The sequence below is a fragment of the Microcoleus sp. Pol14D4 genome (assembly GCF_036701245.1).
In the GTDB taxonomy this organism is placed as follows: Bacteria; Cyanobacteriota; Cyanobacteriia; order Cyanobacteriales; family Microcoleaceae; genus Microcoleus.
This window is the reverse complement of the sequence record NZ_JAUBQM010000085.1, coordinates 1-13637: the sequence shown is the minus strand read 5'-3', so window position 1 is coordinate 13637 and position 13637 is coordinate 1. Positions and strand designations below refer to the sequence as shown.

The window sequence follows — 13637 nt, the reverse complement described above, 5'->3', positions numbered from 1 at the left end:
CTATACGGATTTTGACACGGATACACGGATAGATGTTTTTACCGATTACCGATTACAAATAACAAATAACAAATAACAAGTAACTAATAACTATGGAACCGCTAGCAGATTTTTTAAAGCCGGAAGAGTGTGCCGAAGTTGATATGGCGCTGCTGTCGTCGAAGGAAAAGTTTTCGGCGCGGGTGGCAATTTATGCTTTGAGGGTGCTCAAGCAAATTGCTGGGGAGACTGGGAAGCCGGTGGCTGAGGTGACTAATGGGCAGGTGATGGATTGGATTAAGAATGATGAGAGTATTAAAGGGTCGATCGAACTTGATGCGAGTTTTGAAAACTTTTTTACGAATTTGGTCGTTGCGTCTTTGCGGCCTTTGAGGCAAATTGCGACAGAATCGGGAGGGGCGATCGAACAATTAACAGTTAAGCAGGTCGTGGCTTGGTTTGTGAAGGACGGGAAAATTCGCAGAGAACAGGGAAGCGAGGCAGCTTTTTTAGATTTGTGAGTTAAAGGTCGCTCGACCGCACCCCCAAACTAGACCTCAGACCCTGATAATTCCATCGGTTTCGGGCGAGCGAAAAAAAGTTTTGACTTTGGGGTTGACAGACAAAGGAAAAGTTGATAAGGTAATTAAGTCGAGCGAAACAGATGCAGCGCATCAAACTGAACGCAGACACAGGATTAAAAGTTTTCAAAGCTTTCCTGGTGCTTATGATGTAATGGAACCACTCCGATCCATCCCGAACTCGGTTGTTAAACGTTGCTATGGCGAAGATACTCGGCGGGTCACTGCCCGGTAAAATAGCTCAGTGCCAGGTTAATAATAAATTAAAGCTCTTTTCCCGCAACAACGGAAAAGGGCTTTAGTTTTTTGGTGAGTTATTACTCATCTAAACAACAGCTCGTCTTGGGCCCTTTGTAGAAATCTCAATATTCTGGGCCAGGAAAAGATTTTGGGTCGATCGAACTTGATGCGAGTTTTGAAAACTTTTTTACGAATTTGGTAATTGCGTCTTTGCGGCATGAGAGGCAAATGGCGACAGAAGCTCGGCTATTGGGGGCTGTTTCGGGCGAGCGAAAAAAAGTTTTGACTTTGGGGTTGACAGACAGGGGAAAACTTGATAAGGTAATTAAGTCGAGCAAAAGAGATGCAGCGCATCAAGCTTAATGCAGACACAGGATTAAAAGTTTTTAAAGCTTTCCTGGTGCTTATGATGTAATGGAACCACTCCGATCCATCCCGAACTCGGTTGTTAAACGTTGCTATGGCGAAGATACTCGGCGGGTCACTGCCCGGTAAAATAGCTCAGTGCCAGGTTAATAATAAATTAAAGCTCTTTTCCCGCAACAACGGAAAAGGGCTTTAGTTTTTTGGTGAGTTATTAGGCATCTACACAAAAGCTCGTCTGGGGCCCTTTGTAGAAATCTCAATATTCTGGGCCAGGAACATATTTTGGGTCGATCGAACTTGATGCAAGTTTTGAAAACTTTTTTACGAATTTGGTAATTTCGTCTTTGCGGCATGAGAGGCAAATTGCGATAGAAGCCGAAAGGGCGATCGAACAATTAACAGTTAAGCAGGTTGTGGCTTGGTTTGTGAAGGACGGGAAGATTCCCACAGAACAGGGTGTCGAGGCGGCTTTTTGGGATTTGTGAGTTAAAGGTCGATCGGCCTCACTGACAAATAATACGTCAAACTCGGCTATTGGGGGCTGTTTCAGGCGATCGAAAAAAAGTTTTGACTTTGGGGTTGACAGACAAAGGCAAACTTGATACAGTAATTAGGTCGAGCGAAAGAGATGCAGCGCATCAAACTAAACGCAGACACAGGATTAAAAGTTTTCAAAGCTTTCCTGGTGCTTATGATGTAATGGAACCACTCCGATCCATCCCGAACTCGGTTGTTAAACGTTGCTATGGCGAAGATACTCGGCGGGTCACTGCCCGGTAAAATAGCTCAGTGCCAGGTTAATAATAAATTAAAGCTCTTTTCCCGCAACAACGGAAAAGGGCTTTAATTTTTTGGTGAGTTACAGATGTTTGTAATATGACAAGTGCGTAAGTCCAGAGCTTGTTGTGTATTTGAAAAGGAGTTAATGCTAGAGCCACATCTGGCAATTACCAAGTCGAACGTTTTATATTTAATCACGTTGACTTACTTAGTCTCCATTTCAAGGTAGTATATGGGTAATAAAAAACTATGGACTTGGGCAGATTTATGTTTCAAAGCATTACTTCTCAAATAAATGGTTCTTCTTCCTTCTTGTCATATTTAGTAATAGTATTAGGCGTTACTAGCATAGCGTCTATACTGATTTGGCGATGGTGGAAAGGAAAGGAAACGTATAAATCGCTACAATCACTTCCTTCGCCTCCCCAATATTGGGTGTTAGGAAATCTGCCACAAGTATTAGCAGCAGTAAAACAGAAAAAATTATTTCAGCTATTTTTTGATTGGAGTCAGCAGTTAGGCCCGATGTACGTCATCTGGAATGGTAGGACTCCATCTGTGATTTTAAGTAAACCAAAAGTAATAGAAGATACCATTATCAATGGGATGAGGGATGGTAGCTTAATTAGATCCAAGCAAGTACGTCAAGCATGGAACGATATCAGCGGTTCTATTATGCTGGGAGAAACTGCAACCGAGTGGCAGTGGCGACGCCAGGCTTGGAATCCGGAATTTAGTTCGAGCAATCTTTCCAAATATGTGGAAATAATTAGCCAAGCTTGCGAACAAGTCATTGAGACACTGAAACAAGTTGCACCCCCAAAAGAAGTGGAGGTAGATCCTCTGTTTGTGGAACTAACAATGAGGGTGATTTCCTCTTTTGTACTAGGTATTCCTGTAGATAGAAATAGTACCAGTCAGGAAGGTTCCCCCCTGGAAGTTAGCAAGGTGTACGAAGCGATGTCTATTGTAGGTTATCGTTTCCTGCGACAAGCTACGGGGGAGAAAAGATGGATGAAATATTTGCCAACTCAGAATTCACGGGATTATTGGGCAGCAAGGCGATATTTAACGGAATTCCTTACTCCCCGCGTTGACTTAGCTTTACAGATGAGAGAACAAAATCAAACTGATTTCCCACAAGTCAGTAGTTTGTTTAGGGAATCAATGTTAGTCAAAATCGCGGCTAAAGAACCAAAATACGATCGCGAAACCTTAATATCAGAATCGATTGAACTATTAATCGCGGGTACTGACACCACAGCCCATACTTTATCCTTTGCAGTTGGCGAATTGAGCTTAAATCCAAGAGTATTTCAACAAGCACGAGATATCGTTGACCAAGCTTGGCAAAAAGAAAGTGGGATCAACCTAAAAAACCTCAAAGAATTGGCTTATATTCGTGCCATTATCAAAGAAACACTGCGCCTTTATTCAGTGGCCTCTGGCTCAAGTCCATTGGAGACTCAACGGGATACTCTAATTGAGGGTACAGTGATTCCGCGTGGGACAAGAGTATCCTGGTCAATGCTTGCAGCCGGAAGAGATCCAGAAGTTTATGCTAACCCAGAGGAATTTCGGCCCGAACGTTGGCTAGACAAGAATAAGGAAACAAGTTCACTGCCAATGATACACTTTGGCTCCGGGTCGCATCGTTGCTTAGGAGAGCATCTATCAATGCTGGAAGGAACAATGATGTTAGCATTATTGGTGCGCCACTTCGATTGGGAGTTAATCAACGGTCGTTCTTCTCTCGAAGAATTACAGCAAAACCTGTTAATTTATCCGTCAGATCGAATGCCAGTACGCTTTCGAGGGAGAAACTTAGCCTAAACCTTTCAAACACCGCAATTTTTAGGAATATACAAGATAGCCGGATTAGTGCTCTTCTGTCACTCTAAGCATAGGAAAATAGCTAATCAGGGGTAAAATTCGTTTGAGTAATAGGAATGGGAAAGAAATCAGCCTAGGAAATCCCAAAGATAATTGCGGAATCGGAAACATCTTCAACCAGCTTTGGATGATATTGAAGTAGATACAGAATATTCCATTTATATGCGGTACACACAATTTTTTTGTAAGTAGCGATCGACCTCCTCGAACGATTTTGCCCAAGCTTTAGCAATATCGTCTGGGAGTTTGGGTTCAGCTATTCTATTTTGGTGATTGTGCATCACAAAGTCGATGAAGTCGTTGACTTCTGGCAAGAATGATTCGGGAAGTTGCTGCAATAAGGGCGATCGTAATATCACGAATACTCATCATAATTGCCCATTGCAGTCGTTTTTATTTGAATACAATCATAACAAGCGATCGCCCTTAATTTTAGCAGTCAATAGTGGGCGATCGCCTTCCGCCTTCCTCATAGCCCGAATCGCGGGCAAAAGTTGCTGCCTAAACTGTGCTATATTTTTGACCAATTTGTCGAAGCAATTTAGTGAAATTGTCCTTGTCAGGTTCAGTTAAAAACCTATCTACTACCTCTTTTAACCTAGACAAGTCATTGGTATAGTTTTTGTCAGATAGCTGTGACACTAATTGCGACGAGAAAAATTTTACTAAATCAGGTTCATTAGATAAGACATCTACAACATCTTTCAACTTAGACAAGTTCTGACTGTACTTCTCGTCTGATAAAATAGCTACTGCATTTTTTAATTGTGGCAACTTGTTTTTATACTTCTCATTAGAAACCAGATCCGATAAGTTTTTGTCACTCCCCACTATAGTTACTAACTCTTGCAACTTAGATAAATTGGTAGAGTATTTCTCGTCTGACAAAATATCTACTACCTTTTTCAACTTAGACAACTCCTGTTTCTGCTTCGCGTCAGATAGCAGTGAAGTTAATTTGCTTTCCGTCTTGACAAATTTTGCTAAATTTTCATAGTTAATGGCATCAGCTTCTGAAAGAATTATTTTCCAAGCCATTTTTGCGTTTGTAAATACAACCCCCTCTTTTGCATCCTTAAAAACACTGTTGTCTATCAAAGCGATTACTTTTTCTCCAGAGTCAAGAGATAGCCATGAAGACAGCGCTTTGGATAGTTTATCTAATGGAATATTAGGAGCAGAAAATCCATCTTTAATACCCTTTGTTGGACTTACATTGTTTTGTAAAAATTTTCCGAAATCATCCGCAATGATATTTTCAGTATAGGTGTAGGTTCGAGTTTCTAACTGGTGCAGCACGGATGAATCGCGATTCTTTCCACCTTTGAGTAATGACCAAATTAAAAATGCTGTACCTGATGCAACAAGAGCAGCGCCGCCAGTCATTACACTGAGTCCACCAATAGTCGAGATGGTGGCAGTGATAGCAGCAGCACCGGACAATGTACCTGCAGCTCCCAAAGCACTCGCAGCAGTCCAAGCAGCTAAAATAGTTGCAGTACCGGCGACTGTTCCTGTACCAATTGCAATTCCCAGATTTTTTTGGTCTTCCCTGTCCATTTCCGAGACTAACGCAATAGACAGCAGCCCTGCGGCTCCAATTAGCGCGGCTCCTCCTGTTGCTACTGCTAAACCACCCAGCATTCCTAAACCACCAGCCGCGACAGAACCACCACCTAAAACAGCTAAAGTCGCGTTGGTTGCAGCCGCGCCAGATAAACTGCTAATACTAACACCCGTTGCTGTTTCTGCTCCAAGTGTACTCAACACTCTCGTAGCTTGTGGAACAATTGCTGCTCCTTTGTCTTTAGCATCCGTCAGTTGCTCTTTGAATGCTTGAGCAGTTTGGACAAAAGCATCGGCTTTTTCACCAGAAGCAATTTGATTCTCTAAATTTTGTTTCCTTGCTATTGAGTAAACAGCTTTAGCATTTTCTGGGATTTTGGCTTTGTTAATGAAGGAGTCTAGCGAGTTCAAAGTTGCTGCATCTTCTACTGTCTTGCCGTCGCGCACCTGCTGATATATTGACTGGTAATTTTGCTTTTGTTCAGCACTCAATTGGCTGTCCTTAATTTGTTTGACCAGAATAAAATCAACTGTTAATCCTCTTGAATTGGCACTGGACAAAGAGTAACTCTGTTTTATTTCTAAAGGCAGCGCCGAACTTGCCACGATTGAGTCAATATCTGTGAGTGCTTTAAAGTCAGGAACAGGTTCGCCGGCGCGGACGTATGCAAAAGTTCCTCTGATTAGTTTCTTCTCTGCCTCAGTCAGTTTAGATTGAGCCAATGTCGATTCAATGGCTTGCCACATTCCGACCAGCCGTGAATTGGTACTGGCGAGTTGGTAACGCTTTTGAATTTTGCTGTCTAGCTTTGAGGACGATATAACATAATCCAGAAAATCCAAGGCGATCAGATCATCAATGTACTCACCATCTTCAACTTGCTCATAAACAAATTTGCATTTCGCTTTGCTTGCTTCTTCGACAAATTGCGTCTTTTTGTCAATTTCTTGATAAATTTCCTCTTTTATTCCGAGTTGTCTATCGTATAAGGTATGCAAAACTACAGTAATATCTTTACCGTCTTGACCGCGCCCTTTGATGGTAATCTCTTGGCTATCTTGAGCTTTGGAGGGAATTTCCACCTGGCAAGGTTCTCCCGATCGCAAAGTAAAAGTTTGCTTTCCTCCTACTCGGGCTGTGGTATAAGGAACAAAAATATGATAGTTCTCCAAGGTAGAGAAATTTTTGCCTAATCCCTCGCTATCAGCCATAGCGCTAGCTGGATCGAGCAAGTCTTTTGTCAATAAACCCAAAGTACCTAAAGCAACATAACTAAGAAAAGAGCGACGGTTGAGAGGAGAAATATTTAAGTGAGTCATAACTGAGTATTTGTAGCTTGAATGCAGTTTTTAGGCGAAATAATCAAATCCGAACTCTAATTTATCAAGTTCGTTACTTCCAAATTTACTAGCAAACTTACCCTTAGCCCTAGTGGCCCACCCCAAAGCCTCTGCTTGCTCCTAAATCAGATGAGCTTGTTTCTTTGGCGCTAATTTTTCTTGCGACAAAGCAAACTCACTCTATTAAATCACCGACACCCAACGTTGTCAACAGGTGATTGACTACACAACTGCGCCTGTTGAGCAAACTGTAACTAAGCCAACAAGGAAATCCGCGTGGCCAGATTATTTTGCAACTTGCCTAAAATTACCCGATCGACTATTCTTCCTAGTAGATATGATCTTGATATAACAACTGACAAAAATATGACAGCAATATTACCGCCTTGGATAGTTTTAGACTCCCTATTGCACAACTGGCTACTAGAAGATATCGGTAGGGGCGATCGCACTACATCGGCCTTATTTCCCGCAAACAGCATCCAGGGTACGGCTAAATGGATAGTCAAAGAAGCTGGAGTCATTGCGGGATTGCCAATTGCCGATCGCACATTTAAACTTTTAGACAGCGGCCTCAGTTTCATCCCCCAAGTACCGGAAGGGAAACTGTGCGAAAAAGGAGAAGTAATTGCCGAGATTTCGGGCAATTTCGATGCGCTGCTAACCGGAGAAAGAGTAGCATTAAACTTGGCAATGCGTTTGAGCGGCATCGCTACTTTAACTCAGAAATATGTTGACAAAATTGCCGATTTGCGCGTGCAATTGGTAGATACGCGCAAGACAACGCCCGGATTGAGATTGTTGGAAAAATACGCAACTCAAGTCGGCGGTGCTTGCAATCACCGGATGGGATTAGATGACGCGGTGATGGTGAAAGACAATCACATTGCGGCGGCTGGGGGAATTGCAGAGGCGATCGCCCTAATTCGCAATTCTATCCCCTATCCGCTGACAATCGAAGTCGAAACCGAAACTCTCGCTGAAGTAGAGACAGCTTTGCAGCACAAAGCCGATATTATCATGTTAGATAATATGTCCTTTGATTTGATGCGGCAGGCAGTGGCAATAATTCGCCAAAAGAGCGATCGGGTAAAAATTGAAGCTTCCGGCAATGTTACTTTAGAAACAATTAGAAGTGTCGCCGAAACCGGAGTGGACTATATTTCTACCAGTGCTCCGATTACGCGATCGACTTGGCTGGATTTGAGCATGAAAATTCAAAGTCATTAGTCATTAGTCAGCAGTCATTAGTGATATAAAATATTGCCAATACCAAATCAATCTTTAATAGCCATTTTACTCTTTAGTCTCCCTCTGCTCCGACTTCGTTTGACTATTAAGCGATTTGAATCGCCGAATAATTCCAGAGGCAACTTATCTCTTAGCTAATGACTAATGACTAATGACTAATGACTCTTAACAATGATTTGAGATAAAATGAACCCAAAAATTCCCGTCAGGCATACAGAGGCTGCGGATTAAGCGGTAAGTATAGTGCAAGTAAGCACCGCTGATACTTGTATCGTAGCCACTTCGGAACCACTCACCATAGGGATCGTGAACGAAGAATCCCTCGCTGTCGTAGCCGGAGGCAACTATAATGTGACCGAAAGACGTGAAGTATCCGTGGATGACAGCGGGATTTCCGCTCGCGAGCCAATCTTGAACGTCATCAATAGTTGCATTCTCGGTAAAGAAATCTTGAGCGCCGTAATCCTTAACAATCTTTGCTAAATCGTAGGGGTCCCAGCGACTGTAACCTTTGGCGATCGCATATTCGTAGAGTTCGTCTTCATATTGCCCGGTTTGTTGGCGACGTGGCACCTTCAAAAAGTCCATACACATCGCTAATGAAGTTACATTGCAAGAACCTGTAGGATTATTCAAGTTATCCAGTTGCGATCGATAAGGAATGCCGAGCCTGACAGTTGGGGGATTCGGTTTGGGAAAAAACAGAACGCTCTCTTGAGTAATTTGAGCGTGTGCTCCAAAAACATACCAAATTCCTGAACCTTTGAAAGACTCGTTGCGGAGAGCAACTCTGATGTGGCCGCGAGCCGGAGCAAAAGCCAGAATCTCAAACTCTTTTCCGGCTGGTATTACTTGTTTTTCCGAGTCGTGAAGTTGAGAAGACGCCAGCGGTTTTGATTTTAAAATGGTGTCTCTGAGCGTTTTCAGGATCAGGGGATGTGTGGGAATCTCCTCTGGTTTGGTTTCAATCAGCTTTTTGGCTGTGACTGCTCCCAAAAAACCCGGTTCGCCGCACTTCATCAGAGTTTGAAATCGGTGGAGGGTGGCGGTAGAGAGAGGGCCAAAAATTCCGTCTACGGGAGGCTTCAGTAAACCCAGGTCAATGAGGCGGCTTTGAATTTGACCACTGAGTTCGTCGTCTGCAGCAATTGCTTTGGCATCGTACCTAATTTTTGAGTTGAGAAAATTTTGTAATTTCATGCTTGCGTGCGTGCCCCTGTCAATCGATTTTAGATTTTAGATTTTAGATTTTAGAATTACGATCGCCGATCAATCTGGTTTCCCTAGACTTAATTGCTTGCTCGTCAATAATTCCCAGTTTATCGTCTCATAAAATTACGGTAATTTTGCCGATCAATCGATTTTAGATTTTAGATTTTAGAATTACGATCGCCGATCGATCCGGTTTCCCTAGACTAAATTGCTGACTCGTCAATAATTCCGAGTTTATCGTCTCATAAAATTACGGTAATTTTGCCGATCGTCCGTACCTTAAAGGCTTCATATTAATTATTTGATACAAAACCTTCAAGGCGAGGGCCGATCGAATTTCACGCACTATTGACTAAAAATCCCTCGTGCGCGTGGACATTGTTCCTGCCGAAGGCCGAATGCCGTTGGATGGCTCAAAAGCAGAGGGATGGGAGAATTGCCCTGTTGAGGCGATGTCCAATTTATGCTTCGTCGGGACGAATTACCACAACACCCATCGCGTCGGGAGAGAGATATTTGACGGCGGCTTCTCGGAGATCCTCGGCAGTCTGAGCTTGGATGCAGGCGGCATAGTTGAGGGCGGGAGCGATATCTCCTACCATCGACTGATAGTAACCGTACAAACTTGCTCGATCGCTCGGAGTTTCGTTACCAAAGATAAACCGATTTGCTACTTGAGTGCGGATGCGGGAAATTTCGGCATCTGTCACCAGTTCGGTTTGGAGAGTGCGGATGTGTTGGACGATGGCAGCTTCCACTGCTGCCAAGTTTTCTGTCGGTAGTTGAGCGGAAATTGAGAATACACCGCCAAGTCGCTGAGTCATGTTGCTGACCGAAATTGACGAGACTAGCCCTTTTTCTTCGCGCAAATCCTGAACCAAGCGAGTTGTGCGGCCGTGACCCAATATTGTCGCTAAAACGTCGAGGGCATAAGTTTCGGACATTTCCATGAAACCAGGCACTCGCCACATCACGATCAGTCGGGCTTGCTGAAGGGCAGAGTCTACAAATTCGCGGCGGACTGTTTCTGTAAACGGCGATTCTTGGCCGTAGTTCAGGATTTGGGATTCTGGATGAAAGTTGCCGACAGCAGGCACATTTATTTTGTTGGTTTGTGCTGTACTTTTTGCTGCAAAACTGTCTGCGACAATTTCTATTAGTTGCTCGACTGGCAAATTGCCTACAGCTACGGCTGTCATGGCCCCTGGCTGATATCTGCTGCTGTGGAAATCCCGCATTTGTTGGGCTGTCAACTGTTCGATTACCGCAGTCGGGCCGAGTACCGGTCGCTTGTAGGGCAGGACTTCAAAGGCTAATTCCATCGATCGCTGATAGGTACGGCGGCGGGGATTGTCTTCCGATCGTCTAATTTCTTCTAAGACTACCAGCCGTTCTCGATCGAAGGCGTCGTCGGGAATGCTGGCGTTGAGCAACACATCGACTTGCAGGGGAGCTAGTTCGGCAAAATCTTTAGGAGCTGTGGTGATGTAATAGTTAGTGTAATCTTGGCTGGTGGCAGCATTGGTGACAGCGCCGCGCTGCTCGATCGCGCGCTCAAATTCGCCACTGGGAATGCTCGGAGTTCCCTTAAAAATCATGTGTTCTAAAAAGTGAGCCATGCCGTTAATGTCGTCTGGTTCGACGGCTGAGCCTAAATTGAGCCACACGCTGAGGTTAACAGCATCGACCGGCAAGTGTTCGGCTATAACGGTGAGGCCGTTGGGGAAATGGCGGATTGTTGGGGCGTTGAGGGGCGATCGGGCGGAGGTTTTGAGTAGGGTTGATGTCATTTGGCTTTTAAATTTATCTTGTTCTCTATATCTTAAAGGGTCTTGAAGGAAGGGCTCAGGCATTCGGCATTTGGCGCGAAAAAGTAATTGGATGTGGAGGGTAATGGACGCACCGAGTTTTTGGTCTCCCGGAAGAAGTCTTGTTAACGTATTTCTGCGATCGCGATCGTTAATTTATCCTAATAGTTGCCCAAGTCCTCTGTTTTTTGGTGACAGCATTCGATGGAAAATCGAAGATTGAATAAAAACTTAGTATTTCCACAACCAGCTTTTCAACGATTTTGGCGATCGACTTCGGGGAAAATCGGCTTAATTTTGACTGTAGCGCTGACGATCTCGGCACTGTTGGCCCCCCTACTTTCTCCTTACGATCCGGCGGTCGATCGAGATTATTTGTCGCGCTTGGTGGCTCCTAGCGCTAAACATTGGTTTGGCACCGACGGTTTGGGGCGAGATTTGTTGGTGCGGGTGTGGCACGGATTGGGGATCTCTTTAGTAGTCAGCCTGGTTTCTGTGGGTGCGGGTTTAATTGTAGGAGCGCTTTTGGGGCTGGTGGCGGGGTATTTTCGGGGGTTGCTGGAAATTGCGATCGGCACTTTGGCGGATATTTTGCTAGCTTTTCCTTCGATTTTACTGGCGATCGGCGTTGTTACCGTCACCGGGCCGAGCCTGCAAAGTGTAATTATCGCTGTCAGCCTCGTGCAAATTCCGATTTACATCCGCTTAACTCGCAGTATGGTGCTGTCTCTGCGGGAACAAGAATTTGTTTTGGCTGTCAAGGCCTTGGGCGCCAGCGACTTGCGGATTATTTTTCGCCACATTTTACCGGGAAGTCTGGCGCCTCTAGTTGTACAAGCAACTCTTTCGACTGGTACGGCGACACTAGAAGCTGCCGGTTTGGGTTTTTTGGGTTTGGGCGCACAGCCGCCGGTTCCTGAGTTGGGGACGATGCTTTCTGATGCTTTTAAGGGCGGATACGCTCTTTCTTCTCCTTGGACTATTTTGTTTCCCGGTTTGCTGATTACCTTGACTGTTCTGGGTTTCAATCTTTTGGGCGACGGGCTGCGAGACGCTTTAGACCCCCGATCCAATGCTGTGGCAAGGAAATAGCAATATTCAGGACTTACGCAGCAAGCACAGTATTTGAGCCATACTGTGCCTCCTCTAAAAATTGTTCATGTATGCTCAAACTTTTGGCGGGAGTTGAAGCCATTTCAAAGTCGTAGCCTGGGCTGCCGACTGAGGTGATACCCGCTATGACTGGCTGCATTAAGATTGACCCGGATAGGCGACTGTCGCGCCCGATCGCGATCGTTAATTCTGCGACTGATTTATCGTTAATTCTGCGACTAATTTATTGACTTTTTGCACCAGCCAACTCACAAAAGCTTGACCCAAAATTGTCGCCATTTCCGGGGTGGGGTTAACCTGTTCCTCTGGAACGCCTTCGAGGGCGATACCGCGAAGGTCTGAACCATGTTGCAGCTTTTTTCAGTTATAGTTTTGCAAAATAATCAATAGTATTTTGGTAGTCCTGCATAGTAATGATAATCAAGCTTTTTGCTCTCTACATAAACTAGCGTTAGTAGTAATACACAGTAAGGATATCGTTTTCTTATGCAAAAATTATAGTGAGGTCCACAGTTAAAAAGTGCCCCAATATGGTGAAAGCAGTTTTTTGAGAAAGACAAGGTTTTACGAACCAAACGATAAATTCGCTGCCGTAAAGTATTATTAAGTCTTTCATTGTGACTGGTTTTTCCCGATTCTTTACCTAAAAGTCGCTGTCTTTTAAAAGGTAGCACTTCTGAATAATATTCCCAAAAATCTGTATAACAAACAGTACATAGTCTATAAACAGGAGGTAAAGATTGCCAGAGCATGGACGCAGATTTTTTTGAGCGCTCTTCAATATCAATACTCCGGACAGTTTTTGAGACAGAGGCTGAAACCCTCATTCTACCGTTAGCATTAGATCTCGCTGAGAAGGCCCAAACCCTCATTCTACCGTTAGTGCTTGAAAACTGTCCGGACTATTGCAATATAAAGTCCAACAATTTTACGGGTATTTCGATTGAAAGCTATCCAGAGCCATTGCTTTTTTCTCTTGTTTTTGACTATTGACCGCATTTCATCTACCTGTAAATTCAATGAACCTTTCGGTTTTTAAATCACCAAAATTTTTCCAGAAATTTCGGCATACTTTTTATTTACATACATAATTCTTAAGCCCTCGAAGGGATACCGCCGTAGCTCTAGCAATTCCGGCTCAAGAAGTTTTTTATAAAATCAGCCGCTCCATTAAGGATTTAGTTTAGGAGTGAAAACTGCCTGTCTTGAGAATTTTTAATCTGCCGGCCGACTACAATCTTTACACTTAAATCGCTGTTTCCTGTAATAAGTTTTTACATTGTTAATAAAAAACAGCTTTGACAATTAGGACATTCTATACTTTTACTTCAGAAATTTATGTTGATTTAATATTAAACAGTTACTGTGAATTACTACCAAAGCATTTATTTAAATACTTGCAAAATATATTAGTAGAGCAAGGATTCCTCGCTCTACTAACAGCCTTAAAGCAGAGTAATTGCAGTCGATGCCGGGGTGCCGATCGAACCTGACCCAAAGCCCAAAT

At 43.7% G+C, this 13637-nt stretch carries 12 protein-coding genes and 3 rRNA genes; 9 read left to right on the top strand and 6 right to left on the bottom strand.

What is annotated here, in order from left to right:
• Positions 1 to 92: 92 nt before the first annotated feature.
• The 7 genes from QUA33_RS23435 (at position 93) to QUA33_RS23405 (ending at position 3779) form a co-directional block, all read left to right on the top strand.
• On the top strand, positions 93 to 500 hold the full coding sequence (locus QUA33_RS23435) for a hypothetical protein (RefSeq protein ID WP_333151604.1): 408 nt from the start codon (positions 93 to 95) through the stop codon (positions 498 to 500).
• A gap of 196 nt (positions 501 to 696) precedes the next feature.
• Positions 697 to 813, top strand: a 5S ribosomal RNA gene (rrf, locus tag QUA33_RS23430).
• A 215-nt stretch (positions 814 to 1028) separates the two neighbouring features.
• Complete coding sequence (locus QUA33_RS23425; protein WP_333151602.1) at positions 1029 to 1163, top strand: hypothetical protein; 135 nt, start codon at positions 1029 to 1031, stop codon at positions 1161 to 1163.
• Between the two features lie 33 nt (positions 1164 to 1196).
• Positions 1197 to 1313: ribosomal RNA gene (rrf, locus tag QUA33_RS23420) — 5S ribosomal RNA — on the top strand.
• A 182-nt stretch (positions 1314 to 1495) separates the two neighbouring features.
• Entirely contained in the window at positions 1496 to 1651 is a 156-nt protein-coding gene (locus QUA33_RS23415; protein ID WP_333151599.1) for a hypothetical protein, read from the top strand.
• Positions 1652 to 1847: 196 nt separating this feature from the next.
• Positions 1848 to 1964, top strand: a 5S ribosomal RNA gene (gene rrf, locus QUA33_RS23410).
• Positions 1965 to 2213: 249 nt separating this feature from the next.
• Positions 2214 to 3779, top strand: coding sequence for a cytochrome P450 (locus tag QUA33_RS23405; protein WP_333151598.1), 1566 nt, complete (start codon positions 2214 to 2216; stop codon positions 3777 to 3779).
• A 218-nt stretch (positions 3780 to 3997) separates the two neighbouring features.
• Here the strand turns inward: QUA33_RS23405 and QUA33_RS23400 are convergent, their stop codons facing one another.
• Both QUA33_RS23400 and QUA33_RS23395 read right to left on the bottom strand, forming a co-directional pair.
• Positions 3998 to 4198, bottom strand: a complete 201-nt coding sequence (locus QUA33_RS23400) for a hypothetical protein (protein WP_333151596.1) — start codon at positions 4196 to 4198, stop codon at positions 3998 to 4000.
• 142 nt (positions 4199 to 4340) lie between these two features.
• Positions 4341 to 6725: a hypothetical protein gene (locus tag QUA33_RS23395; protein ID WP_333151594.1), complete on the bottom strand. Its 2385-nt coding sequence runs from the start codon at positions 6723 to 6725 to the stop codon at positions 4341 to 4343.
• 387 nt (positions 6726 to 7112) lie between these two features.
• On the opposite strand from QUA33_RS23395, the gene nadC reads away from it, so the two are divergent.
• A complete protein-coding gene (gene nadC / locus QUA33_RS23390; RefSeq protein ID WP_333151592.1) occupies positions 7113 to 7976 on the top strand; it encodes a carboxylating nicotinate-nucleotide diphosphorylase in 864 nt (287 codons plus the stop codon).
• Positions 7977 to 8162: 186 nt separating this feature from the next.
• Here nadC and QUA33_RS23385 read toward each other — a convergent pair whose 3' ends face one another.
• Both QUA33_RS23385 and QUA33_RS23380 read right to left on the bottom strand, forming a co-directional pair.
• Positions 8163 to 9197, bottom strand: a complete 1035-nt coding sequence (locus tag QUA33_RS23385; protein ID WP_333151590.1) for a C39 family peptidase — start codon at positions 9195 to 9197, stop codon at positions 8163 to 8165.
• A gap of 473 nt (positions 9198 to 9670) precedes the next feature.
• Positions 9671 to 10999 (bottom strand): pitrilysin family protein, encoded by a 1329-nt coding sequence (locus QUA33_RS23380; RefSeq protein WP_333151588.1) that lies wholly within the window; start codon positions 10997 to 10999, stop codon positions 9671 to 9673.
• A gap of 237 nt (positions 11000 to 11236) precedes the next feature.
• On the opposite strand from QUA33_RS23380, the gene QUA33_RS23375 reads away from it, so the two are divergent.
• The gene (locus QUA33_RS23375) at positions 11237 to 12109 is read left to right on the top strand and encodes an ABC transporter permease (RefSeq protein WP_333151586.1); all 873 of its coding nucleotides are present in this window, start codon (positions 11237 to 11239) and stop codon (positions 12107 to 12109) included.
• Between the two features lie 13 nt (positions 12110 to 12122).
• Here QUA33_RS23375 and QUA33_RS23370 read toward each other — a convergent pair whose 3' ends face one another.
• Both QUA33_RS23370 and QUA33_RS28340 read right to left on the bottom strand, forming a co-directional pair.
• Positions 12123 to 12269 carry a hypothetical protein gene (locus QUA33_RS23370; protein ID WP_333151584.1) on the bottom strand — a complete coding sequence of 49 codons (147 nt, stop codon included), beginning with the start codon at positions 12267 to 12269 and terminating at the stop codon, positions 12123 to 12125.
• Between the two features lie 244 nt (positions 12270 to 12513).
• Positions 12514 to 12957 (bottom strand): IS1 family transposase, encoded by a 444-nt coding sequence (locus QUA33_RS28340; RefSeq protein ID WP_445304777.1) that lies wholly within the window; start codon positions 12955 to 12957, stop codon positions 12514 to 12516.
• Positions 12958 to 13637: the final 680 nt, after the last annotated feature.